Genomic DNA, 25,133 nt, shown 5'->3' with positions numbered 1-25,133 from the left:
CCAAGCAAGCTAGCTTCTTAGGAGCGATTAGATTGCCTAGTAATGTGTTCAAGGGCACAGGCACGGAAGTTACGACAGATGTCATATTCTTTAAAAAGGGACAAGATACAGAGCTCAACCAAGATTTTATGCGCTCTGCCCCCTATTACAGGGTAGGTGAAAAGCTAGATTTAGATGTGCTCACTGCTCACAAAAAATTGATCAAAGGCACAACTGCCCACGAGCATCTTAGACTAGCTAAGGACATTGATAAACTTTTAGGGATTAACAAGGCTGCTAGCACGCCAGAGTTAGTTGTCCCAGATTGGGATGAGGCACAAAAGGAGCAAATACACGCTTTTTTTGAAAAGAATAAAAAAGAACTCTTGGGTTTTTGCCTCAATGAGTATTTTATCAACCACCCTGAGCACATCTTGGGGAATCTGCAGGCGCGCGTGGCTAACAAGGGTATGGAGCTCACCAACACCCCCCCAGCCTCTTTAGATTTAAAGCAAGCCATCTCTTCTCTCATCTCTACTTTGCCAAAGGACATTTACAGATATAGAAAGACGGAGTATCCTCAAGGGCTTGTGATTTTAGATCGCTCACACCACAAGTTTGCCCAATATGCCCAAATCTGTGCAAACGCAAAAGCGGGCAATTATGTAGAGTTTGAAGGAGAGATTTACAGATTCAAGGCTGCAGATTGGGATGTGGATACCTTAGATAAAGTTTACCTCTTAGAACAAGTCCCCACCATCAAAACAAAAATGCAAAAAAAGCGCATCCAAGCTTTCATCCCTCTAAGAGATGCGCTCCATGACTTAATCCAAGCAGAGCTCAACCCTTTAAGCACCGATGGGGAGTTAGAAACCAAGAGAAAAAAGCTCAATGCTCTCTATGATGGGTTTGTGAAAACCTTTGGCTATTTGAATGAAAACAAAAACCGCAAAGACCTTAAAGGGGACTTGTATGGCTTTAGAGTCTTGGGCTTAGAAAGAGACTTTGATAAGGGCATTAACAAAGCCCAAGCACAGGCTCAAGGCTTATCTCTTAGAAAACCCAGCGCTCAAAAAGCAGACATTTTTTTCAAGCGCACCCTAGCCCCTCAAAAAACATTCACGATCAACAATGCCAAAGAGGCTTTAATGGCGAGTGTGAGCCAAACGGGGGGATTAGATTTAGCCTTTATTGCTGAGCATTTTGTAAGTCAAAGTATAGAGAAAACACTAGAGGAACTTTTAGAGCAAAAATTGATTTTTAAGAGCCATTTAGAAAACTCTAGCTATGTCTTAGCCAGTGATTATTTGAGTGGGAATGTCAAGCAAAAGCTCAAGGAAGCCAAACAAGCCATAGAGGCAGGCAGAGAGGACTTAATAGAAAATGTCCAAGCCCTAGAGGCTATCATCCCTGTAGACATCAAGGCTATAGACATTGCTCTGCATTTAGGCACGCCTTGGATTCCCCCTACATACTATGAGCAATTCCTCTTAGAGCAGGTTAGAGAGCATTACAGACAAGCAGGCAAAGAGGGGGTTTTTTATAAAGAGTATGTAGAAAAGTGCCTCTGTGTGGCTAAAACTAGAGGCTTTCATGTAAATAACACAGAAGAATTAGACTTCTTAGGCATTAGAGACAAAAACCATTCTGACAGAATAAAAATGAGTGGGGCGCGCTTACTAGAGTGTGTGTTGAACAACAGCCCTCTTGAGATTAAATACCCCGACCCCAATAAAACAGATGAGAATGGCAAGCCCATTATGGTCGTAGATGAGGAACAAAGCACCCTAGCTCAAGAGAGAGCTACACAACTCCAAGAAGCCTTTAAAGAGTGGATTTATGCAGACTATGATAGGCGCACACATTTAGAGCAAATCTATAATGACACCTTTAATACTAATGTGCTTAAAAGCTATGATGGATCGCATGTGCGCTTGGAGGGCTTTAATCAAAATATTGAACTTAGAGCGCACCAAAAGAATGCTATCTTTAGAGCCATCCAAGAAAGGGTAGTTTGTTTAGATCACCAAGTGGGCGCAGGCAAGACTTTAGTAGCCATTGCGAGTTGTATGGAGCAAAAGCGTATGGGTCTAGTCAATAAGAGCTTGATTGCTGTGCCCAATCATTTAACCAAGCAGTGGGCACAAGAGTTTTATAGAGCCTACCCCAATGCCAATGTCTTAGTGGTGGAGAGTGAGGACTTTAGCCCTAAGCAACGCGAGCAACTCTATAACCAGATTGCCAACAATGCATATGATGCAGTCATCATTGCCCATAGCCAGTTGGAGTTTTTGGCTAATCCTGAACAGACTATTACGGATATGTGGGCTGAGGAGGAGCAGGCATTGCGCGATGGCAATGAATATTTGCGAAAACTGGTCAGGGACGGGTTGTTAGATAAATCTGCTGTGATGAGTGTGCGCGCTGAAGAGCAGGCTATCAAGCACATAGGGGTGAGGTATTCTAAGTTGTTGGCAGAAAACAAAAGCCACATAGACATTAGCCAGATGGGCATTGACAATCTGATTGTAGATGAAGCCCATCTCTTTAAGAATCTAGGCTTTAGCACTAATATGCAGGGTGTGGCAGGACTGGGCAACAAACAAGGCTCTAAACGCGCCACCGATCTCTTTGTCAAGACCCAATACCTGCATAACAGAGGGGCTAAGATCATGTTTTTAACTGGCACACCCATTGCTAATAGCATTGCAGAGCTCTACCATCTACAAAGATACTTACAGCCAGAGGTTCTCAAAGACAAGGGCATAGATACCTTTGATGACTGGGCACAGACCTTTGGACAAATCCAAGCAGATTTAGAACTAGACACCAGCGCACAGAATTACAAGGTGGTGAGCCGTTTTTCTAAGTTTAATAATGTGCAAGAGTTGAACACACTCTATAGGAGTTTTGCCGATGTCATTAGCAATATAGACATCCAAAAGTTTAATCCCCACTTTGTGCCACCCATAGAGGGGGGCAAGCCTATCAATATTGTTGTGCCAAGAAGTGAGGAGGTGGCGCGCTTTATTGGGGTGCAGGATGAGAGTGGCAAATTCAATGAAGGCAGCATTGTAGATCGCATGGAGAAGTGCAAGGGCAAAAAGCCAGAGATAGGAGAGGACAATATCCTAGCTTGCACCACAGATGCTAGAAAAGCAGCCCTAGATTATCGTTTGATTGATCCAAATGCAAAAGTGCAAGATGCATACTCTAAGAGTGCAGCGATGGCTGTGCAAATCTATGAGCAATATAAAGAGTGGGATAAGGACAAGGGCACGCAGTTAGTCTTTATTAGCTTGTCCACCCCTAAAGTGCATAGCCAAAGGGTGCAATTAGAGCAGAGCACCCAAGAGAATACTCAAGAGAATACCCCAGATAGCGTGCAAGAATTTTTAGAGAGTCTAACAGAATACAATGAGCAGGGGCAAGCCATCACCCCTAGCCAGCAGGAATTAGAGAGTGCATTAGCAGAACAACAGGCAAAAGCCCTAGATTTAGATACAGAAGTAGCTAAGAGTGCTTCCTTTGATGTCTATAGCGATGTGTTAAGAAAACTGGTCAAACTGGGCATCCCTCAAAGTGAAATCGCCTTTATCCACGATGCCAAGACTGAGGCACAAAAGCAAGAACTTTTTAGAAAAGTCAATGCTGGAGAAGTGCGGGTGTTGCTGGGTAGTCCTGCTAAGATGGGAGTGGGCACAAATGTACAAGAACGCTTAGTAGCAGGGCATTTTTTGGATTGTCCTTGGAGACCTGATGAGCTCTTACAAATGGAGGGGCGCTTGATTAGACAGGGCAATGTGCTCTTTGAAAGAGACCCAGAACACTTCACTATCAAACTCTTTAGATACGCCACAGAACAAACCTATGATAGCCGTATGTGGCAGATTATTGAGACTAAAAGCAAAAGTTTAGAGCAATTTAGAAATGCCCACAAACTAGGCTTAAGAGAATTAGAGGACATCACAATGGGGAGTGCGGATGCTGGGCAGATGAAAGCCTTAGCCACAGGCAATCCCTTGATAGTCCAAGAGGTGCAATTAAGACAAACTCTTAGAAAAGAGGAGAATCTCTACAAGGCTTTTTTAAAAGAACAGCACTTCAAACAAGAGAGTTTGCAAAGAAACAAAAGCACATTGCAGTATACACAGGAGCGTATAGGTATTCTAAACACTCTTTTAGAGCTTAGAGAGCCCAAGAAAGAATCTGTAAGCATTGGGCTTTATGATGAGGCAGGCCAGCCACAGGTTTTTCATCTCTCTAAATCTGATAAGTCAAGCAAACAGAGTTTAGAGCGTATGGAGGCAATTTTTAAAGCTTGTGTGCAAAATGCCCTAGAAAATGAAGGTACAGAGATAGATGTGATGAACTATAGGGGCTTATGTTTTAAAGCGATGCGCTATCACAACAAGCTGGAGTTTTACATTTGCCACCCTGATGATTCTAATTGCTATATCCAACCAGACAATCTAAGCTACAGCAAAGACAAACAAGACTTGCTAGATGCAGGGAGTTTTGCAGACATAGACTTTAAAGGCTTCTTGCGCAAGTGTGATAATGCCCTAGAGAGACTAGACAAAGAAATGCTCAGAGAGCAAGAACACCAAGAAAAGGCACAACAAGAGATTGAAAGCTTGGAGGCATTGCTAGACAAGACAGCAGAATACCCTAAGTTAACCTATCTGCAAGCCCTTAAAGAGGATCACCAAGAACTTTTAAAAGAGATTGCTAAATGCAGTGCAGATAGAAATTATAAAAGTGGGTTTGTGGCTAAGTCTGAACAATTTGCTAGTAAAGCAATGCAACAGGATACACAAGACAATACTATACAAGACAATACCCCAGAGAAGTCAGAGAAAGAGGACACTCTAGCCAGTAAAGAGAAGTTAGAAACAAGGATGCAGCAAGAAGCAGCCCAACATCCCAGCGCATCTAGGGCAAACAGAGCAGACAACACCATACAAGAAAATTATTTAGAGGAAATTAAAACTATGAATGCCTTTTTGCTAGAAGAAGAGGCGCGCTTGAGAGCTGAATTAAAGAGAGAAGAGCCACTTTATGAGACGTGGATGCAAAAGGCATTCAATCACCAAGAGGCATATTGGGAGCTTTGGCGTCAATGTAGCCACTTTATGAGACGTGGATGCAAAAGGCATTCAATCACCAAGAGGCATATTGGGAGCTTTGGCGTCAATGTAGTTCTATGGGGTTTCGGCTTGGACAAGAAGCAAGTAAGCATGAACAAGCCTTCAAAGAGCATGTGAGGTTTGCAGACATGCATTATGATGAGAAAAGAATTGAGCAAAGCTACCCACGAGGACGCTATTTAAAAGGTCTCAAGTCTGATCATGAAGCCATCTTGGCAGAAATAGAGCGCACTAAAGAAGACCCCACCTACATTAGCACCTTTAGACCAGAACATTCTGACAATGCGAGCTGGCACGCTGCTCTGCATAATTGTTCTGATGCAGAGCGCAACAAAATAACACAAATCTTAGAGCAGGCAGAACAGCGCCAAGAAATCTACAAACAAGAGCGGGACAATCTTTTATTGGGCTATGAACAAAATTCCCTCACCCAAGCTAAAACAGAAAAATTAGCCAAATTGATGTTTGAGATTGCAGAGCCTAAACTTTTTGAAACCTACAATGTTCTTTTTATGCATGGAGGCATCATGAAACAACATCTCAAGGAGACTAAGCGCTGCATTGAGGAGGGGAGACGGGTTTTGGAGCGAAACACAAAAACACCGCGCCCTTTAAAGAAAAGTAGAGAAAGACAAGAGGGCAGTAATACTATTGAAATGTGTTAAACTCGACACAGGTTAGTTTAGGAGCAACAAATGAGCACATTTATACGAGAGTTATTTATTGAAATTAAGGATTTTATAGATTTTAAATCTAAATCTTATTCTAAACATTGGGTAAAAGACACAAAAACTTACCAAGCTATGCAGGCACAAATTTTAGATGCCAAGACCATTGAAGAACTGAATGCAATTAAGAGTAAGCTAGTACGACTAGGTTGTAAGTCTATGCACAATGTAGCGGTTTTGATCCACTTATTCAGATATTTTGAAAGGACAAAAATTGATATTAAACACCTTAGGTTTTTAAAAGAATCTCACATAATAGATTTTTTATACACCATGAGCTTGACATACAGACCATCATCTATCTGTGTTTTTAAGGTAAATTTGGGGATATTTTTTAGGTATTTAGATAGTAAAAAAGGATTTCATTTTAATTTTAGTCTAAAAATTTCTCTAGGAAACCACGCGCATTTACCTAAATTTTTATTCAAAGAGAGATTATTTGCTTGTATTGAATATCTAAAGAATATGCAATGTAAGAGTGATTTAGAGAAACGGGATAGATTGATTGTTCTGATTGTGGCCTATAGTGGATTGAGGAAGGGTAATAAGGAGAGGTTAGTAACGATTAAGAGACAATTGATCGAACCATATCTTTTGGAATGGCTTCAATCTAAGACTAAGCAAAATGACAGATCTGGAATCTTGTTTAAATCTATAGTATCCCAGCGTTTTATTAATAAGATGTTGGTGTCTTTAGGATTTACCGACAATTTCAAAAGTGCGGGTTTACACATGTTAAGGCATAGTTTTGGGAGCTATATCTATGGAGAAACTAAGGACCTTGTGCTCACACAGCATGTTCTAGGACACTCCAGTATAGAAACCACAAAGATCTACATCCATACCAATAGCGACTATGGAAAGATTGTGGCGGATTTATGGAGTAAATAAATGTGTGGAATGTCCTACACTAAAGGCTAACTATTTCTATATAAGAAAAACTTAAGCTCTAGAAGCCTTCTAGAGCGCGGGTATATCCTGAGCCGCCATCTTTTCTTCTGTGATTTGAAGTTTTTGTGTGTTGTTTGTTAGCACTGATGCTAGATAGTTTGTTGTTAGTTTTAGTGGTGTTTGGAAGCTCTTTCTCTTGGCTCTCCTGAAGCACCTTGTGCTGTTTCTCTTTTGTCTGCTCTTTGCCCTGTGTTTGTTTGATATGCTGTGCTAGCTTAATCTCCTTAGCCATGAAAGCCAAATTCCTTGTGATTCTATTAAGCTGTTTGAAGAGCGCTTGGCTTTCTTTTGATTTATTTGGATCAAATAGAGCTTGGTTGTATTCGCTTTTAAGATGATTGTAGTTTTGCTGGAGCTCTATGAAGCGTTTCTTAAGAAAGAATTTTCTCTTTTCTATTAGGTCTAAGGCTTCTACTCTTCTTTGATCAAGCAGTGCTTGCAGGGCAGGCCATCCATCTTGTTGTGCTGTTGTGTGTTTTAATTCATTTTCTACAATTTTTGAGATACTCTGGCATCTATTGATCCGCTTGTTCAAGAAAAACACGCTGGCTTTTTTAAGGCCAGAGAGGGATTGGAAATCTAAAAATCTATTGAGAGCAAAGATGTCGTCTTTGAAGTGTGCTTGATCATTTCTGATCTCTCTTTGTAGCATTTCTAAATTCTTAGCCAGTCTATTTGATCCATAGCCAGAGCTCATGGATTTTAGGGAGGCTAAGAGTTGGCGTTTTTGTGAAAGAAGGCTATATCCTGCTATCCACTTTGTGAAATTGTTTTCATGGTCTAGGAATTGATCTAAATCCTTGCCCAAGAGATGGATTTGTTGATCAAGCTTATCAATCTTGAATGCATTTTTCAAAAATCTATTTTCTCTTTGCAACAATTCCTTTTGCTGTTTAAGATATTTGTGTTGTACTTTGTTAGCAAATTGTATTTTTGCAGAAACAATTTTAATCGCCCGTTGACTACCTTTGATATTGCGTTTGACATGTTCAGGTTTAAGGTGTTTAATGAAGTGAAAAAACTTGGGGTCCTCTTTTTCAAATTCTTGCTGCATCTTAGCTTGCTGCTTGAGCAGAGCTTGTTTTTGTTTTTGCATGGCAACAATGTTTCTATCTAAATTTACACATATCTTAGCTTGCTGCTTGAGCAGAGCTTGGTATTGTTGTTGCTGGCCATCTTTTGAATCTCTTCTAATTCCTTCTCAATACTTCTTAAGTGCTTTTCAATGTTAGGCGTATTGGAATATTCCAGTTCTGCATTAGAGTTAATGAAGAGATGGTTTTTAAAATCCTCACGCATGGAATGGAAAAATTCTTTGCAATCTGTTTTAGAAGTAAAGCGTAACTTCTTACCTGTGAATTTGTGTGTCTTGTTAAGAAGTACATGAACATGGGGTTTGTTCTGATGGCTATGGACTTTAAGAATAAAAGCATAGTTGTAGCCTAGACTGTCAATAAGTGTTTGATAAACGGAGGATTCTAAAATTTGTAAGTTTCTCTTGTTAATGGGCTCATCAATAGAGAAAACCAAATGCATCGCAACATTCTTAGCTCTGCTCTTTGAAGATCTAAAGTCCTCTCTCCATTGCTCTAAAACTTCCTCTGCTTTCACTGTGGCAAAAAATTCGTCTACCACTGTCTGATCCTCAGATTTTTTGAGCAAATAATCCAGAGCTCTTTGTAAATGCCCGGTAGTCATATTAGCTATGTTTTTGATCACAACTTGTTTTCTTTTAGACCTAGTAGTAGAAGTTATTAAATTTTTGGTGTAATCAACAATGGCTTGGTGGAAGAATTCTATGTAAGTTTTTTTAGACTTTGGCGTTTTTCTTTGGTGCACCTTGACGTAATCAAATAGCGGTTCTTCTTCAAGATCCATGAAAAAACGCAATGATTTAGCAAGACTTCTTTTGATTGTATGCATGCTCAAGAAGTTAGCATAATAGCCCTAGAAAAATCTAGTTGCAAAAATGGGCAGGATAACACAAAAACATGCACATGTTTTTGTCATTTTGACCTTGCAGGTGGCTAAAATAGGGACTTGTGAGAAGCTTAAAGTTTGATTAATGAGTTTTGGGGTTTTTGGCTTATGATTGCTAGAAGCGTACTTGTTTAAAATACCTTAGCAGAAATCCCACTCGTCTTTAGCGGGTGGGGTGATTCACTTAGCAACCGCGCCGTAAACCCCCTAGCTTTAGCTATGGGGATATAAGGCGCATGTTTGGTCGTTTTTCAAGCAAAGTGTGTATAATATAGTTCTATGCTCATCGCCTACAAGCAGAAACTCTACAATTCAAGCAAGAACAAGCAGATAGACAGACTCTTGCGTCTTTATGGCATTTGCTACAATCATTGTATCGCTTTGCATAAGCGGTATTATAGGCTCTATAAGAAGCACTTGAATTTCTACACTTTGAAAAAGCACATCACCAAGCTAAAGAGAACAGCACGCTTTGCTTTTTTGAAAACTCTAGGCTCTCAAACCTTGCAAGAGCTAGTAGGGAGGATAGACAAGGCTTATAAAAAGTTTTTTAAGAAACAAGGCAGACCGCCTAGATTTAAAAAGGTGGCCAACTATCAGTCTTTCACATTTTCACAATGTGGTTATAAAATCCAAGACAACATTATCTCTTTTAATGGCTATCGCTTTAAGTTTGTCAAAACCTACGACCTTGCAGGCAAACCCAAGACCTTAACCATTAAAAGAGATAATCTAGGCGATTATTTCTTGTGCTTGGTGTGCGAAACAGAGGATAACCTTAAGCCCGCAGGCGGTAACAGCGTGGGGCTTGACTTTGGGTTAAAAACTTTTCTCACATGCTCTAATGGCACACAAATCCCATCGCCTTTATTTTTCTCTAAATTCTTGCCTTTGATCCGTGCTTGCTCTCGCTCCCTATCCAAAAAGAAAAGAGGCAGTCATAACCGCCTAAAGGCTAGGCTAAAACTTGCTAGATTGCACCGCAAAGTCCAAAATCTTAGAAAAGACTTTTTCTACAAGATTGCTAATAGCCTAGCCAAACAATACGCCACTATTTTCATTGAAGATTTGAACCTGAAGGGTATGGTTAAACTTTGGGGGCGCAAGATTAATGATTTGGCTTTTGGTGAGTTTGTGGCTATCTTGGAGAGAAAAACCCAAGTGGTTAAGATTGATAGATTCTATCCTAGCTCTAAAACTTGTTCTAATTGTGGAGCACTCAAAGAGGATTTAAGCCTAAAAGATAGGTTTTTTCATTGCCCTTCTTGTGGCTTTTCTTTGGATAGAGATTTGAACACAAGTATAAATATTCATAGAGTGGGGGCATCCACTCTTGGAGGAGAAGCTGTAAGACCCGCCTAGCGGGCAAGCTTTGATGATCCCAGAATCCCCTAGCTTTAGCTATGGGGAGTATGTCAACTTTCCAATCCTCTAAAACTCAATGCCTTTGTTCACACTAAACATTTGTTGGACTTTTTCAAAGTCTACATGCTGATAATTATTTTTAAGAGCGATTAAATTATCCCTATTGATCCCATTTTTTCTAGCAAGAATTTCAAACCGCTCTCTTGCACCCCACATGTCTTTTAAGATACTTTTAAATAAAGTCTCTGTTACACTAAAATGGTGCTTGATTCGATCAAATAGCTCAATAGAGGGTAGATTTTCTAAGTCTATGAAGTTAAGAGCATGGGTTTGTTTGGCATAAACAATGCTTTCAGGTGTTATATCAAAGGCAGGGCTTAAATTCCAAGTTTTGTTTTCTTGATCATAGAGTACCCCGTGGTTTCTTAAGTGATCATCACAATTTCCAAATAACCCATTAAACACCATTCTACGGAATAACTCCTTCTTGTTCTTTTGATCTAGCACCTTTGCTAAATCGCAATAACTCCTCTGTTCTCCATCGCGTGCACTTAGAAGAGTCATGGCTGATTTGAAAGGGATTCTCTCTTGTTCTTTTCTATCAAATCTCTTAACTAAAAGAACTGTGCCCTTAGAAGTTTCAAGTAATTCTGTTTGGCAAACCTGTATTTTTGCTAGTTTAGCCACATCTAGCATGGTTTTTTCACATCTAGAGATTTGCTTATCGGCATCTTTAAGGGAGGGAAATTTAGCGATGTAGAGTACGCCCTCTTTTAAAACACTGGCCTTAGGTCTAGCCCCACCTAAACTACCACTGGGGGCAAGTAACTTTCTTAGATCATCCTCTAAACTTTCTCCTTGCTCCACTCTGTGTGCAGAAACACAAAGTTGGTTGATGTTGGCAAGTTTAGGATGGTTTGTACTAGGTGATACAAACAAACCCTCTTTAAAAAGACGCAAAGACCCCACTCTGAAGTAATCGCTCACCCCTAGCATGTATTCGCTATCAGTGAGTTCACTCTTGGCTTCTCTTTTTTGAATCAATCTGCCCCATCTATCAGGACTAATATCACAAAAAGCCCCCCATAGCTCTTTAGAAACAACTTTAGTTTCTTGTAGTGGTAGCTGTGGGTCTATTTCAAATCCATTTTGTATCCAATTAGCATCGTATGTGAAGTAATAGGTTTCATTTCTCCCAGTAGCATAGACTTCTAAAACCCCCACTTGATCCGTGTTGCTATAAACTTCAATACTTTGATTAATATTTTTTGATGACTTCAGGGTTAGATTCTCCTGTACTAGACTTTTAAAATTTTTGCTTATCCTGGTACTAGTGCTGTACTCCCATAGCTAAAACTAGGGGCTTTACGGCGCAATTGGGTAACAAGTGGGCATTCAATCCTGCAATTTTTTCAATTTCTCAGATAACTCTTGCTTGATATGTTCTCTCTTTCTCTTTAAGTGCTCTTCTAAAGCCTCTTGGATAAAGGTGCTCTTATTTTCCTTGAAGTGTCCAAATTCTTTTAAGTATTGCTCCAATTTAGACATTGTAGCTTGGGATAAAAATAAGGTGTAATATTTCTTAGCACCATTCTTTTGGTTTTTGGCTTCAAATGCTGCATCTAAAGATTCTAAATTTTCTATCTCCATAGAGTCTCCTTTTTTGGTATTTTTAAAACTCTTTGGCAGAAATCCCACTCGTCTTTAGCGGGTGGGATGAATGCCACTAATTTGTGGTATAATGTCCCCATACATTCGTATCTACGGCAGGAAGTGTCGGAAGTTACGCCTTTGGAGATATGATGTGTGAGACCTGTAGGGAATGCGTTGGAGCTCAAACTCTGTAAAATCCCTACTATAGGGACACAGAGTGAGAACCAAACTCTCCCTACGGGCAACATCAGGCTAGGAAGCCCAAATGTCTTTAGCATTTGGGCACTTCACAACGCATGGCTTTTATCCTTATTTGGCATAGACTGGGGTAGATGGGATGTTAGTTCGTTAAAAAACTGCTCCCATTCTCTCTTTGCCTTGACATCGCCGCATTCCATCACACCAAGCCCCTCTGATATGCTACGCTTAAAGGCGATGCGCTCACTTAAGTGGTTCTTTAAAAGAAGCACCCTGTTGTTAGTGTTGTTTTGCTCAATGAATTCTACTAAAGCCTGTTTTTCTTTAAGAGTGGGGATTGGCGGTATTCTATTGATAAGAACCAACGCTTTTAGCTTTTCATTGAGTGCCTGTAAATCTTGGACTCTTTCTAACATGTCCAAAAGCACAGCGCTATCTAGTTGACTAGGTGTTGTTGGGATTAAAACAAGATCGCTAAGTAAAATTGCTCTTTGACTTTCTTTGGAGTGCTCGCCCTTAGTGTCAATTATAACAATTTGGTACTTGCCAACCATCTGCTTAAGGGTATCTGTGATATTGCCAGTTCTATTAAATAGAGGAAAGATAGGCAAACTCGTTTCGCTTCTGATATTAACAAATACTTCTACACTCTGTTGGGGATCGGTGTCTAGTACCACAATGTCTTTTTGTTCTGCTAGAAACTGCAGGGCTAAGTTAATACATAGGGTGCTTTTTCCACTCCCACCTTTTTCGTTAGCAATGGTGATGATCATAGAATTACCTTACTTGTATTTACCATATTTTACCATACTTTACAACAAATTACCATACTTTACAACAAAATTATATAACATAAAATACAATACATGTATTTACCATACAATATTTAAAAACACATTACCATACAATACTTTTATTCTGCAAACTTTCTAAACCAATTTTTAAAATGCGCTGCGTTTTCAAATTTAAAAGGATTTAAAGATTTGCGGGGTTTGTCCACATCTTTCACCTCTACTTGGATCGTTCCATTTTTTAATCTAGCAATGTCTTTGATCTTAAGGCTAGCAGGTACACCATTCTTGCTCATGTAAAGATTGCGTCCAATGTAGTCTGTCAGATCGTCTTTAGGATTTAAATCTGGTGGTTGTTGTGGTGTTTGATCAACTTGCTGTGATTGCTGAGCTAAGTCTATTCTTTGATAACCAGCTCTAGCAAAACTCTCTAGTAAGATTTCTTTGTTAGCTAGGGTGGCACTTCTCTCATCAATCTGTTGGCCATTCTGGTAGAACTTGGCTAAAAAATTATAGCCCTTTAGAGTAGGGTGTATGCTATCAATGACAAGCACAATACTAGGATCTTGGGGTTTGCTAAAAGCCGCCCCTAAGATTTCCATAACACTATCCTCTTGTTTGGCTTGCTCTGCTCGTTGCTTTTTAGAGCGTTTGATTTGTTCAATCACTTGTTGGCTTTTGATTTTCCAAGCAATGGTTTTTAAATCTCTTTTGGCTTGTTCTTTATCTTTGCTTGTTTTAGTGGTGGGCTGGAAGTAGAACTGAATATGGGTGATGCGATTGCCCATGCCTTTGGTTTTGAGTTTTTCATAGCAAAGAGATTCAAATTGAGGGAGCTTTTTGAGTTCTTGGATAGCGGGTTTGAGGATATGCATCTCAATTTCACCTACTTGGTAATCTCTGAGTATCCCCATCAATTCCCTAAACTTGCCCCACTCCATTCTAGGAGGTACACCTACACTTTTCCATTGCTTAAGCAGTCTATAAAGAGTCTTAGCATACTTCCCTCTGATATTTTGAAACTCCAAGAGCTCAAAGGAAGTGAAGTTAGCATTCAAGAAGTTAAGTAAGTAGCCAAAGTAGGGCATGTTTACTTGGATTTCCATGCTCTTAACTTGGGTCTTTTGGGTGTCATGGTAGTTAATGCGAAACTTCCTAAAGAGCATGATGTTCTCTTCAGCACGAGGGTAGAGTATCCAGAAATTAGCCACTCTGAATCAAGATCAAACACCAAGAGCTCATCTTGTCTGTCTTTGAGTTTGTTAAAAATAGCAAAGAGTAAATTCGTTTCCAATGCACTTAGTTTACCTAGATTAACAGAATTCACATCGTTGTGGAAGGCGATGTATTTTTCAGAAATGACTGGATGTGAGATGTTTTGATCCTGTTGTGTTGGAATTATCCCTTGAAGTTCTTGATGCTGTATGGACTTAGCCTCTTGAGGTATAGAAACCTGATTTTCCTGAATCTGTTGTGAAGACTTTGCTTGTTCTATTGGTATATCTTGTATTGTATTTTCTTGCCTGTTATTGTCTGCTATAGTGTTTTCTTGTATAAGACTTTGCTTGTTCTATTGGTATATCTTGTATTGTATTTTCTTGCCTGTTATTGTCTGCTATAGTGTTTTCTTGTATAGTGTTGTTTGCTATTATATTTTTCTGTATGTTATTGTTTACTCCTGTATTTTCTTGTATGGTATTCTTGTTTATTGTATGTTCTTGTGTTTTACTTTCTTGTATGATATTTTCTGTTCTATCTTGTTGATCTCCAGGAAGTACAGACATCAAAGATACCAGCATCTTCAAGTCTTTAAGGCAATCAGCCTTTTCTTGCCTCAACATCTCCTTAAATGTGTTATCTGTTTCAGCATTGATGAGTGTCTGGAGAGTACTAAGTTGCTCCATCAAAAGTTGCTTTTGCTTTGCTATATCCATAATCTGTTCAGCCTTTCTACATTAGTATTCTAGTAGGTAATAATTAATTTTATATTAAATCACATTTTTAATCAGCGAAAAAATCCATCAGTAGTGCGAAAAAATCCATCAGTAGTGCGAAAAAATCCATCAGTAGTGCGAAAAAATCCATCAGTAGTGCGAAAAAATCCATCAGTAGTGCGAAAAAATCCATCAATACCCCTAACGAACTCCCTTCCACACGGGCTTTTCAAGGGGTCTAAAAGGTTAAAAAGAGCAAAGCTCTTTTAAAAAGGTTAAAAACTAAAAAAATCAGGAAAACTCCTCACAAAAGGCCTAGGTAAGCCAAGCTGACGCTTGGCATTTATGAGGATTTATCTTGGGGGGCAAGCCCCCCAAACCCCCCAAGAGAGGGCTTTTGAAGTGGAAGTGATTAGATAGGTTGTCCGAAAATGTCCACGATCAGGAAGCACTCAAATCTTTGGAGGGAATGAGAGGAAGACAAAGTGGTGTGTTGAGAAAAGCAACGGACAGAGACAGAGATTAGGACAAATGAGAGATAGGCAAGAAAAAAACAAGGCAATGGATGAGATAAGGAGTAAGACAATAAGCAAGGATAAGCTAAAGACAAAGCAATAGAACAAAGATAGCGTTTAAATCGCTTTAAAATGGCTTGTAAGGCAAAGGTTGGGTGTTGGGAGTATCAAAGTATGGTTGGGGTTTGCTTAAGTGGTTAATGGGTATTTAAAAACTCTTTGGCAGAAATCCCACTCGTCTTTAGCGGGTGGGATGAATGCCACTAATTTGTGGTATAATGTCCCCATACATTCGTATCTACGGCAGGAAGTGTCGGAAGTTACGCCTTTGGAGATATGATGTGTGAGACCTGTAGGGAATGCGTTGGAGCTCAAACTCTGTAAAATCCCTACTATAGGGACACAGAGTGAGAACCAAACTCTCCCTACGGGCAACATCAGCCTAGGAAGCCCAAATGTCTTTAGCATTTGGGCACTTCACACGCAAATATATGTGCCACAACTTGAATAATAAACCAAAAAAACTCATACCACCTCACACACGAAAATATACTCTTTATGGGCTTTAAACTCTGTTTTGCCTGCACTGAAAGCTTTAAAGGGAAATTCGTAGGTGGAAAGTTTACCACTGCTTTGCAAAATCGCACTAATCTCTTGAAGTGTGATTTTATTTTGGCTAGAGCTGGATTTGGAAGTGTAGGTGTTATTGTAGGTTACAACAAGAACTTTTGTCTTTTGCGCTAAAGTTTGGATCAGGTCTTTGAAGGCAAGTTTTGCGTTCACTTTGCAATAAGTGCTCATATTCTCAGGCTGTGGCTTTAGAGCTTGTCCATAAAGTTTGGGTTGGTCATTTTTAGTGAGCGTTTCTAAAAGGTGGTAAAACCTTGAATACTGCCTTGAATTGTAAGGTGGATCTACGAAAGCGACATCAATGGGCATGTTTAGGTTTTTGGCTAGAGTATTGGCATCCATCTTGTGAATGTCTATAGCATATGGGGTTTGTATGGGCTGAATTAGTCCAAACTTAAACCTATCTTGCAAGGGTGTGTTTTTTCTATAGGCATCATAGTGCCCTACGGTGTTTGCAATTTTATCTGCACTAAAAAGTAGGCTAGAGAGCAAAATATAAAACTCTTTTAGAGTGATAACATGGTTGTTTAGTAAGTGGTCTATATCGTCGCGGATAAAACCAATCTTTTTAGCATCTAGAGGGCTAAAAAACTTACCCCCAAAGTTTTCAGAGTAATAGTTATCTGCTAGGTTTTCAAGGGCGTTGTAGCGCTTACAAAGAGAGTTTAAAAGGACTGCATTGAAAGGCTCTTGTGCTAAAAAGGCTTGATAGATCGCATGGTTAGCGTGTAAAAAGTCATTCGGTGTTTGCAATTTTATCTGCACTAAAAAGTAGGCTAGAGAGCAACTACGCCTGTTCCTCCAAAGACATCTAAGAATACCTTGTATGGTTTGTTCTTTATACTTGAAATACCCGCTACCACTGCGCCGATTTCATTTAGAATTTTTGTTTTAGCCCCTGTATATCTGCGGTTAGAAAGATTAAACATACAAGAGCTCAGCAATATGTACAAAGAGAGTTTAAAAGGACTGCATTGAAAGGCTCTCTAGGTTACAAATCTCTAGGTTTTCATCTTGCTTGGCAAATCTAGCGTATCTTTGGCAATCGCCATGGATTGTAGGGGCAATAAAAAGGGCGAAGTTGTGTTTATCTTTATGTTGCTTGCTTTCCTCATCTAAGTGCCTTGCAATGGGGATGAGTTCGTTAGAAAGTTGTGCCCGTCCACATAATAAGCTTACTTCTGTGATAGCATGAGAACTAGAATCATCACAAATAATATCGGGTTTGCCTCCACTTGCATGGCTTGTAGGTAGCCCCTCATCATCAACACTGTAATTTGGCAAAACTTCCAAATCTCTATAAATTTTCTTTAAGGCAATACTTGTAAGAAACTCAAGCCGTGTCGGCTCAGGAATATTTTTTAAAAGTGTGTCTTTGCTCGCTTTTTTAGTAGCAAGGATTTTTAATTCGCTAAAGATTTGCTCTTGCGTGTAAGTTTTGGCAAAATGGTTTAGAGCTTGGATCTTGATGCTCTCTCTTGTGGTGTTATCCACACTAGGAGGGATGTCTAAAATGTAGCTATCAATTGTCCCCATGTAGGCAAAATAAGATGCATTATCGCCGTGCTTAGGATAGTTGGTATAGTGCTGGATCACATAATCAGTCTTTGTACTTTCAAAGGCATTAAGGTCAATGAAGAATCCCCCACCCCTCAATGTAATGAGCTGTGTCATGCGCATCTTGCGGATATAATCATCTACACCCTCCCCACATACTTGTACTTTTTTAAAGCGCCGTGTATTGGTACTCTCTAAGAGCTCTAGGGCTTTTTCATAGATAAGATCATCGCTGTATTGAAAATGTGGGTTTGTGTATCTGAAGTCTAGTATATAGTTTGCTAATGCCTTATGGTCGTTGTCTTTCCAACATAGCAAAAAGGGGATTTCTTGAGTGTGGATTTTAGAATCCCCTATTTGTTCTTTAAGAGTGTGCATGGTGTTTAATAGCAAGGGCAGAGGAGCGTTGTCATTGCGCACACACCTAAAGGGATTATTTCGTTGGTATTTAATTAGTGCGTTTAAGAAAATGTTTGCAACTCTAGCTCCATTTTCCCCTTCTGTGTTTATGGCTTTAATAAGCATATGCCCCGTTTTAGAGATCAAAATTGGCTTACCCATTCTATAGTAACAAAAGCCAAATTCTTTTGAGAGTTTATACCAAGTGTCAAAACGGCTTTCCCATCCACGCTCAAAGCCCGCTTCTTTGTGTTTTTGGGGCGAATTTGTGATGATCTCTTGGATTTGGGCATCGCTAAATTCTGAGTCATTTTTTAGTTTCTCTTTATAAGTGCGTCTTTCATACTCGGTTTCATAAAGCTTTTCCTTAATCAAAGTAGCAACAATCCTTATAATCACGGCATGTGTTAGAGGGTAATTTTCAAATCTAGAAAGTACTTCTAAAAACGCTCCAATACGCTTGGGGTTGCGCATGGTTGTGCTGAAGGATAGGATTTTATATTTGGGTTTTTTAGACATTGGTGATAAAGACTTCTCTAGAATCTTTTTTAATGCTATTATCTTTAAAACTGATGTAATTGCTTTGGATTTCAAAGATTTTGTAATTTTTTGCAAATGCGAGTAATAGTGGGTTTTCTTGCCTCTTATGTGTGGCTAGGTTTGAAAATCCCCACGCCACACCCTTAGCATCCAAAGCCCGCAAAATGGCATATAAATTTTTTTCTTGTTCTATACTCCAAAGCTTGTTATACTCGCTTCCACTGATAAGATAGGGCGGGTCGCAATATACAAAATCCCCCTTTTGAAACGCAATTTTCCCTAGAAAGTCTCTAAAGTCTAGACAAGAGAATAGGAGTTTTTGGGTTTTGGTGCGCTCAAAATAGGCTTTTAAAGCCCCCACAACATTGCGGTTAAAATCCACATTGCCAACGGGCAAGTTAAAATCCCCTTTAGAGTTAAAGCGTAGCATGTGGTTAAAGCCATAGATCAAGAGTAAGTAAAGAGAGCGCATGTCTTGTTTGTGAGCGTTGAAATCTGCCCGCAATCGCTTGTAGGCATTTTTGTTATATTTTGCAAAGTAGGTTTTTTTGTGATCTTGACGCAGAGGGAGTGGGGGGAGATGGCCTATAAAAGAGCAAGAAAGCCCATAGGCTTGGATTTTTGTAAGCATTGAGTTTAGAAAATTGTTAAAATCTTGAGTGATTAGGGACTGGTGGAGGTTAATGAGATAGGGGTTTATATCGTTAAGTAGGTATTCTTTGGCTGGTGTGTTTAAAAACGAACTCCCTCCGCCTACAAAGGGTTCAATAAATCTTTTAATATGAGCTGGGAATAAAGGCTTTAGCTGGGGCATTAGTTTATATTTATCACCCACATAAAAAAGCGGAGAGCGTAAGGTTAAAGGGGGTTTTTGGGTTTCAAATAGGGTTTTTGGTGTGGCTTTTATAACGATTTTCATCTGATTCCTATAGGGCTTTTTTATCGCTTGTTAGGGCGATTGTGTGGAGTTTAACATAACTGTTACCTTGTATCTAGAGCTGGATGGATCTTTGTATCTAAGGGTGGGACATACCTAATTGCTTTCCTTAACGGCCATTACAGAATCAGTCATAAAGAACATGCCAAGCAGACCCATACAGACCGCCGTTGAGCTACTAACAGACGAATTATTTAGATAATCCGGAGAGCGTAAGGTTAAAGGGGGTTTTTGGGTTTCAAATAGGGTTTTTGGTGTGGCTTTTATAACGATTTTCATCTGATTCCTATAGGGCTTTTTTATCGCTTGTTAGGGCGATTGTGTGGAGTTTAACATAACTGTTACCTTGTATCTAGAGCTGGATGGATCTTTGTATCTAAGGGTGGGACAATCTGCGCGTTATGTATATCTTGTTGCCATATACACTCCAAGCCTCAGCTTGGAAGGAAAAATTTGAAAAAATCGTTAACTTTGTCAGTAACGATTTTATGAAAACAATAGGAGCAATTATTGTCATTGGAGTGGCTGTATATGCATTAAAGAATATGGATAGATTAGGAGAGATTGCACAAAGTGAACAATAACTGCCGTTATATTGACTTTGCAGTCTTTGTGAGTTATAGTTAGAGGATTATCTAAATAATTTATCTATTGGATTGAAAGGATCGGTATTGCAATTCAAACACAATCTGCGCGTTATGTATATCTTGTTGCCATATACACTCCAAGCCTCAGCTTGGAAGGAAAAATTTGAAAAAATCGTTAACTTTGTCAGTAACGATTTTATGAAAACAATAGGAGCAATTATTGTCATTGGAGTGGCTGTATATTTCTAGAATTCTTTGATGAAGATATCACCGCTATTTTACTAAACACCTTCACGCTCAAGAATGATACCAGGACATACTATGCTTAGCTCTGGGTATAAATATGTTTAGCTTAGAAGCTCTCAAGCGAGGATTACAAAAAATTGGATTTGGATTCTTGCCCACCATGTACTCTATGGCTGAAGAGAATAATATTTTAGGAGCTTATAACGATTATTTCCTCTTGACAAAGAAGGGGAATCTGGTTGGTAGCATCCGCCTAGAAGGTGTACCCTACTCAAGTTTGAATGAAGAGGCTATTTCTAGATGTTTAAGTGAACGCATTCTAGCTTTAAATGAGATCAGTGAATTCATACATCTTAAAGTCATTGCTAGAAGAAGGAAACTCTTATTCAATAAAACCTATGGCCATGTCCAAAACCATTACGCACGCAAAATCATTAATACTTGGGAGAAAAATGAGGAGGTTTATCAAAATACCTATTTGCTCCTTCTTGAAACCAAGAGTGATAATTTAAAAGGATTTTTAGAGAGGCAAAAAAAGGCAATCACCACTGACGCACTAGAAGATGAGAATATAAACGATTCTAGTGATCCACATAAAGACAACGGGCAAGAAAAAAAGCAAATACTTAGAACCACCCACACACACCTAAATAAAGAGGTTGTTCTCAATAGTATTCTAGATAATCTGGTGCAAATTCTTACTCCACTTGCACCTCAAAAATTAGACGCCATAGAGCTCTTGAGGTTTTATGCAGAATATAGTAATGGCGTGTATTTGCCATTAACATTTAGTGATAAAGTGCTTAATGATGGGCATATAGCTAGCCATGTTACTTTTAAGAAAGATCATCTCATCCAAGATTATAACGGACATCTTATCTACAAACGCATCATTGCGATTAAGGCCTATGACAGCGATACGATCTCAAGTATCCCCATTTCTAGTATTTTGCATTTAAAGAGTGAATTTGATGTGATTTTAAGTATAGATACCTTGCCTAAGTCTAAGAGCATCAAGAAAATAGAGGAAAAGCGCAAACGGGTTAATGAGATCATCAGACCTTCCCTAGAGCATCTTAATAACCTTATCAAGACAGATAGGGTGTTGATGCAATATGTCTCTTTGATGGTGCATGTGCAAGCTAGATCTAAAGAGGAGTTAGATACAAAAAGCTTAGAAATCGTCAATACATTTAAACGCCATGGTTTAGTAGCTGTTCATGAGAGCATTAATATGCTGTGTGCGTTCTTTAGTTTTTTCCCGGGTAGAAACCATTTAAATGCCAGAAAGCGATTACAGAGCTCACAAAACATTGCATCCATGATTATGCTAGAGAAAGAGGAAACAGGTAGAGACAAAAATTCATGGGGTGATATGCCCTTGACAATTTTTAAAAACCAGAACTATTCGCCATTCCTATTTAATTTCCACGCTACGCAAGTTCGCACCAAAGAGGATATGGTTTTAGGGCACACGCTTATCATTGGTGGAACAGGAGCCGGTAAGACTACTTTGATGGAATTTCTTATCACTAATTGTTTCAAATATCACAACCTCAATATTCTAGCTTTAGATCGTCTCAACGGCATGCGCGTGATGGCTGACTTTTTGGACGCAGAATACAATGATGGAAGCAACTTTTATATCAATCCTTTCAGTTTAGAGAATGATAGTGAAAACAAAGAGTTTTTAAAATCATGGTTGAGTTATTTAGTCTTCCTATTTAATTTCCACGCTACGCAAGTTCGCACCAAAGAGGATATGGACAAGGTTATTGAGGATACATTCCTGTATCTGAAAAGCACAACCACCTCTTTTGGTTTGCTAGAAATTGTAAAATCCATCCAAGAGAGCGATTCAAACCTTAGACTACGCTTACAAAAATACGCTAAGAGCGAACTTTTTAATCAAATCCACGACTGCCTAAGTTTTTCTAAGAAGCTCACTATAGTCAATATGGACAGTGTGGTGCAGAATGATAAAAACGCTTCATTGATTGCACTGTATCTTTTCCACAAGATGATCTATCAGGCTAAAAAGCAAAATCAAGGCTTTTTTATGTTTATCGATGAGGCCAGAAGCTATGTAAACAACAATATCATGGTTGAAAAAATCAAACTAGTGCTCACTCAGGCTAGAAAGGTTAATGGTGTACTGGCTCTAGCTTTTCAAGATATGAACCAACTTGATGAAATTTCTAATTCTAAGAGTATTGTAGATAACATCGCTACTCTGATCATTTTTCCCACTACAAATATTCAAAAGTTACTAGAATATGGCATAGAACTCAGTGAGAATGAGATCAATTTTCTTAAAAACACGAGTTCTAACGCTAGAAAAATTCTACTCAAGAATAAGATAGACAATGGCTCTAATTTTCTAGACATCAACTTAAACAAGCTAGATCATTTACTTAAAATCTATAGTTCCTCAGCTCTATCCGTTGCAAAACTACAAGAGATGAAAGAGAAATATCCAGATGATTACAAAGAAAGGTTTCTGAAAGGATAGGTAATGGAATACAAAGACAAAATTATCATCATTGAATCTCCTAATAAAATCAAAAAAATCCAAACTATCACCGGGGCTAATGTCTTTGCTACTGTGGGGCATTTTATGGAACTTAAGAGTATTGAGGTAGAGAAAAAATTCCACGCTATTTTTGATTACAAGGAGGACTCTAAGAAAAAAAGCATTAACCAAATCATTAATGCTTGTAGAAACAAAGTTGTCTACATTGCAACAGATCCAGACAGAGAGGGTTATGCTATTGGCTACATGTTCTATGAGAAGATCAAAAATTTAGCTAAGGAAATTTACCGGGCAGAATTTCATGAGATCACACAAAGCGGCATCCATAAGGGAATGAAAGAGGCTATACTCTTTGTGCGTTCTAATACTAAGCTCTATGATAGCTTCTTAGCAAGAAGAGTAGCCGATCAATTCATAGGCTACACGCTTTCTCCCTATTTAACACAAGGATTAAAGCTCTCTAGCATGCAGAGTGCAGGTAGAGTAAAGACTCCAGCATTGGGTCTTATTGTGAAAAGAACGCTTGAGATAGAGCGCTTCAACGCCTTACCAGCGTACCAAAAGTTAAGCTACCAGCTCCAAGCTAAGATCATGTTAGGCGATCAAGAAGTCATTGCTAAGCATGCCAAAGACAACAAGACATATCAATTTGAGGATCAAGAACAGGCTAAAAAAGCCTTAGAACATCTTCTAGAAAATCTGTCTTATAAAGCCCTTCTGATGAACATAACAACACAGGAAATACAAGAAATCCCCCCTAAACCCTTCATCACCTCTAGCCTTTTAAAGGCAGGCAGTAGCCAATTAGCTTTAAGCACTAAGAAAGTCCAAGAATACGCACAAAAGCTCTTTGAAGCAGGGTTGATCACCTACATTAGAACCGATGCAGAGACGCTCAGCCAAGAGTTTTTAGAGAAAGCAGAGAGCTTTTATAAGTCTATTTATCCAAATTTTTATGAGCGCAGGAGTTACAAGGCAAAAAATAGCCAAGCAGAAGCCCATGAGGCCATTAGAATCACCCATTGCCACAGATTTGAAGACACACAAGAGTTTTTAAACCAAGCAGGCATGACAGATAGTCAGGCTCAAGCTCTATACAAGCTTATTTTTCAAAGAACACTAGAGAGTCAAGGCAAAAGTGCTGTATATGAGAATACTACTATATTCTTTAAAATCAAAACTATAGACTTTGTAGCCCATGCGAAGTATCTAAAATTTAAAGGTTACCTGGGTCTTTTTGATCAAGAAAAAAGCGATGACTGCTTAAAATCTCGCATAGATACTAAATATCTCGTGCCAAATTCTAGTGTGCCACTATCAGGAGTGTTTCTCAAAGAGAAGATAAAATCCGCTCCTACTCCCTATATGGAGGCAGATTTTATTAGCGTCTTAGAAAAAAATGGCATTGGTAGACCTAGTACCTATGCTAACTACATCCCTGAATTGGAAAGAAAAAATCACATTACTATAACTGGATCAAAAAGAGTCATTGAGCCTACACCACTTGGTAAAAGCATTGTGGATTTTTTCCAAAACGATACCAAGAGCCATTTTATTTTAGATGTAGCCTTTACCAAGCGAAACGAAGAAATGTTAGACAAGATTGTAGAGGGTGAAGTCTCTTATACAGAATTTATGGAGTTGATCAAAGATAAATTAGGTGTAGAGATTGCTGGATTGTATGATGGAAGGAGTGTGGACAATAAAGCCGGTGAGCAAAACAGAAAAGCACCCAGCCCTAAGGCTATTCTTTTTGCTAGAGACATTGCAAATACTTTGCACCTAGATTTGCCTGAAAATTACGCGCTTGATTGGAAAGTGTGTAGCGAGTTTATTGAAAAAAATAAAGATGTTTTTTATTCCAAGGCCAAGCAATGAGAATTAGGTTAGGCGCAATATTGATTATTGTATTCGTTCTAAGCGCCTGTTCTGAAAAGCGCTATGAAATGCTTAAAAGTCCCTGTGCGGTGGATCAAAGCTATAGAATAAACAGACTCACATAGGAAAGCAAGCTGTGGCATTTGAAAGGCATCAAATCTGGGGAAGAGTTCAAGAGAGTGAGCAAATGTCCCTAGAGCAACAAGTATCCCAAGAGATTAATCCACAGAATACACAACAAGAACCCATTGATAAACGCCACGCCCAACTCATGAATTTCTTTTCACGCTTTCTTACAAAGAAAGAAAAGTTAGAAACCTCTGTACTTTTTGAAAAAGTCCAAGAGAGCAGCCTAGTATTTAAGATGGAGGGCAACTTAAAAGTCCCTGTGCGGTGGATCAAAGCTATAGAATAAACAGACTCACATAGGAAAGCAAGCTGTGGCATTTGAAAGGCATCAAATCTGGGGAAGAGTTCAAGAGAGTGAGCAAATGTCCCTAGAGCAACAAGTATCCCAAGAGATTAATCCACAGAATACACAACAAGAACCCATTGATAAACGCCACGCCCAACTCATGAATT

The 25,133-nt window shown here is 39.0% G+C and carries 17 protein-coding genes and 1 pseudogene; 7 read left to right on the top strand and 11 right to left on the bottom strand.

Features of this window, described 5'->3' with window-relative positions:
• Positions 1-1,736 precede the first annotated feature (1,736 nt).
• From OO773_RS10195 to OO773_RS09770, 3 genes and pseudogenes are all read left to right on the top strand, one after another.
• Positions 1,737-4,160 (top strand): annotated as a pseudogene (locus OO773_RS10195) (SNF2-related protein); the annotation flags it as partial.
• A gap of 1,025 nt (positions 4,161-5,185) precedes the next feature.
• The gene (locus OO773_RS09775) at positions 5,186-5,794 is read left to right on the top strand and encodes a hypothetical protein (RefSeq protein WP_264828785.1); all 609 of its coding nucleotides are present in this window, start codon (positions 5,186-5,188) and stop codon (positions 5,792-5,794) included.
• A 30-nt stretch (positions 5,795-5,824) separates the two neighbouring features.
• On the top strand, positions 5,825-6,748 hold the full coding sequence (locus tag OO773_RS09770) for a tyrosine-type recombinase/integrase (protein WP_264828784.1): 924 nt from the start codon (positions 5,825-5,827) through the stop codon (positions 6,746-6,748).
• A gap of 58 nt (positions 6,749-6,806) precedes the next feature.
• On the opposite strand, the gene OO773_RS09765 is transcribed toward OO773_RS09770, so the two are convergent.
• The gene (locus tag OO773_RS09765) at positions 6,807-7,904 is read right to left on the bottom strand and encodes a hypothetical protein (protein ID WP_264828783.1); all 1,098 of its coding nucleotides are present in this window, start codon (positions 7,902-7,904) and stop codon (positions 6,807-6,809) included.
• A 23-nt stretch (positions 7,905-7,927) separates the two neighbouring features.
• The gene (locus OO773_RS09760) at positions 7,928-8,686 is read right to left on the bottom strand and encodes a relaxase/mobilization nuclease domain-containing protein (RefSeq protein WP_264828782.1); all 759 of its coding nucleotides are present in this window, start codon (positions 8,684-8,686) and stop codon (positions 7,928-7,930) included.
• Between the two features lie 381 nt (positions 8,687-9,067).
• On the opposite strand from OO773_RS09760, the gene OO773_RS09755 reads away from it, so the two are divergent.
• Positions 9,068-10,150 carry an RNA-guided endonuclease InsQ/TnpB family protein gene (locus OO773_RS09755; protein ID WP_176486573.1) on the top strand — a complete coding sequence of 361 codons (1,083 nt, stop codon included), beginning with the start codon at positions 9,068-9,070 and terminating at the stop codon, positions 10,148-10,150.
• Between the two features lie 69 nt (positions 10,151-10,219).
• Here the strand turns inward: OO773_RS09755 and OO773_RS09750 are convergent, their stop codons facing one another.
• From OO773_RS09750 to OO773_RS09710, 9 genes are all read right to left on the bottom strand, one after another.
• Positions 10,220-11,404 (bottom strand): type II toxin-antitoxin system HipA family toxin, encoded by a 1,185-nt coding sequence (locus OO773_RS09750; protein WP_255298860.1) that lies wholly within the window; start codon positions 11,402-11,404, stop codon positions 10,220-10,222.
• A 144-nt stretch (positions 11,405-11,548) separates the two neighbouring features.
• A complete protein-coding gene (locus tag OO773_RS09745) occupies positions 11,549-11,803 on the bottom strand; it encodes a hypothetical protein (RefSeq protein WP_040499103.1) in 255 nt (84 codons plus the stop codon).
• Positions 11,804-12,093: 290 nt separating this feature from the next.
• Positions 12,094-12,777: an AAA family ATPase gene (locus OO773_RS09740; protein WP_073115518.1), complete on the bottom strand. Its 684-nt coding sequence runs from the start codon at positions 12,775-12,777 to the stop codon at positions 12,094-12,096.
• Between the two features lie 140 nt (positions 12,778-12,917).
• Positions 12,918-13,961, bottom strand: a complete 1,044-nt coding sequence (locus OO773_RS09735; protein ID WP_264828781.1) for a replication initiation protein — start codon at positions 13,959-13,961, stop codon at positions 12,918-12,920.
• A gap of 360 nt (positions 13,962-14,321) precedes the next feature.
• On the bottom strand, positions 14,322-14,729 hold the full coding sequence (locus tag OO773_RS09730) for a hypothetical protein (RefSeq protein WP_264828780.1): 408 nt from the start codon (positions 14,727-14,729) through the stop codon (positions 14,322-14,324).
• A gap of 1,040 nt (positions 14,730-15,769) precedes the next feature.
• Entirely contained in the window at positions 15,770-16,627 is an 858-nt protein-coding gene (locus tag OO773_RS09725; protein WP_264828779.1) for a DNA adenine methylase, read from the bottom strand.
• Positions 16,628-16,650: 23 nt separating this feature from the next.
• The gene (locus OO773_RS09720) at positions 16,651-16,803 is read right to left on the bottom strand and encodes a hypothetical protein (RefSeq protein WP_264828778.1); all 153 of its coding nucleotides are present in this window, start codon (positions 16,801-16,803) and stop codon (positions 16,651-16,653) included.
• 31 nt (positions 16,804-16,834) lie between these two features.
• A complete protein-coding gene (locus tag OO773_RS09715) occupies positions 16,835-18,349 on the bottom strand; it encodes an AlwI family type II restriction endonuclease (RefSeq protein WP_264828777.1) in 1,515 nt (504 codons plus the stop codon).
• A complete protein-coding gene (locus OO773_RS09710; RefSeq protein WP_232088952.1) occupies positions 18,342-19,184 on the bottom strand; it encodes a DNA adenine methylase in 843 nt (280 codons plus the stop codon). The genes OO773_RS09715 and OO773_RS09710 overlap by 8 nt, the downstream gene beginning before the upstream one ends.
• Before the next feature lie 1,053 nt (positions 19,185-20,237).
• Between OO773_RS09710 and OO773_RS09705 the strand changes: the two genes are divergently transcribed.
• From OO773_RS09705 to OO773_RS09695, 3 genes are all read left to right on the top strand, one after another.
• Complete coding sequence (locus OO773_RS09705; protein ID WP_264828798.1) at positions 20,238-22,652, top strand: VirB4 family type IV secretion/conjugal transfer ATPase; 2,415 nt, start codon at positions 20,238-20,240, stop codon at positions 22,650-22,652.
• A 3-nt stretch (positions 22,653-22,655) separates the two neighbouring features.
• Positions 22,656-24,551 carry a type IA DNA topoisomerase gene (locus OO773_RS09700; RefSeq protein WP_006564731.1) on the top strand — a complete coding sequence of 632 codons (1,896 nt, stop codon included), beginning with the start codon at positions 22,656-22,658 and terminating at the stop codon, positions 24,549-24,551.
• A 136-nt stretch (positions 24,552-24,687) separates the two neighbouring features.
• Positions 24,688-24,966 carry a hypothetical protein gene (locus tag OO773_RS09695; RefSeq protein WP_264828797.1) on the top strand — a complete coding sequence of 93 codons (279 nt, stop codon included), beginning with the start codon at positions 24,688-24,690 and terminating at the stop codon, positions 24,964-24,966.
• Positions 24,967-25,133: the final 167 nt, after the last annotated feature.

This window comes from Helicobacter suis HS1 (assembly GCF_026000295.1).
Taxonomy (GTDB): domain Bacteria; phylum Campylobacterota; class Campylobacteria; order Campylobacterales; family Helicobacteraceae; genus Helicobacter; species Helicobacter suis.
Note: the sequence above shows the minus strand (reverse complement) of the source record. Positions and strands in the feature narration are given on the sequence as shown.

Coding starts and splice junctions, on each gene's coding strand:
- OO773_RS09775 (WP_264828785.1), top strand. CDS start 5,186: ATGGGGTTTCGGCTTGGACAAGAAGCAAGTAAGCATGAACAAGCCTTC.
- OO773_RS09740 (WP_073115518.1), bottom strand. CDS start 12,777: ATGATCATCACCATTGCTAACGAAAAAGGTGGGAGTGGAAAAAGCACC.
- OO773_RS09730 (WP_264828780.1), bottom strand. CDS start 14,729: ATGGATATAGCAAAGCAAAAGCAACTTTTGATGGAGCAACTTAGTACT.
- OO773_RS09700 (WP_006564731.1), top strand. CDS start 22,656: ATGGAATACAAAGACAAAATTATCATCATTGAATCTCCTAATAAAATC.
- OO773_RS09720 (WP_264828778.1), bottom strand. CDS start 16,803: ATGTTTAATCTTTCTAACCGCAGATATACAGGGGCTAAAACAAAAATT.
- OO773_RS09760 (WP_264828782.1), bottom strand. CDS start 8,686: ATGGATCTTGAAGAAGAACCGCTATTTGATTACGTCAAGGTGCACCAA.
- OO773_RS09755 (WP_176486573.1), top strand. CDS start 9,068: ATGCTCATCGCCTACAAGCAGAAACTCTACAATTCAAGCAAGAACAAG.
- OO773_RS09765 (WP_264828783.1), bottom strand. CDS start 7,904: ATGCAAAAACAAAAACAAGCTCTGCTCAAGCAGCAAGCTAAGATGCAG.
- OO773_RS09715 (WP_264828777.1), bottom strand. CDS start 18,349: ATGTCTAAAAAACCCAAATATAAAATCCTATCCTTCAGCACAACCATG.
- OO773_RS09745 (WP_040499103.1), bottom strand. CDS start 11,803: ATGGAGATAGAAAATTTAGAATCTTTAGATGCAGCATTTGAAGCCAAA.
- OO773_RS09710 (WP_232088952.1), bottom strand. CDS start 19,184: ATGCCCCAGCTAAAGCCTTTATTCCCAGCTCATATTAAAAGATTTATT.
- OO773_RS09735 (WP_264828781.1), bottom strand. CDS start 13,961: ATGCTCTTTAGGAAGTTTCGCATTAACTACCATGACACCCAAAAGACC.
- OO773_RS09705 (WP_264828798.1), top strand. CDS start 20,238: ATGTTTAGCTTAGAAGCTCTCAAGCGAGGATTACAAAAAATTGGATTT.
- OO773_RS09770 (WP_264828784.1), top strand. CDS start 5,825: ATGAGCACATTTATACGAGAGTTATTTATTGAAATTAAGGATTTTATA.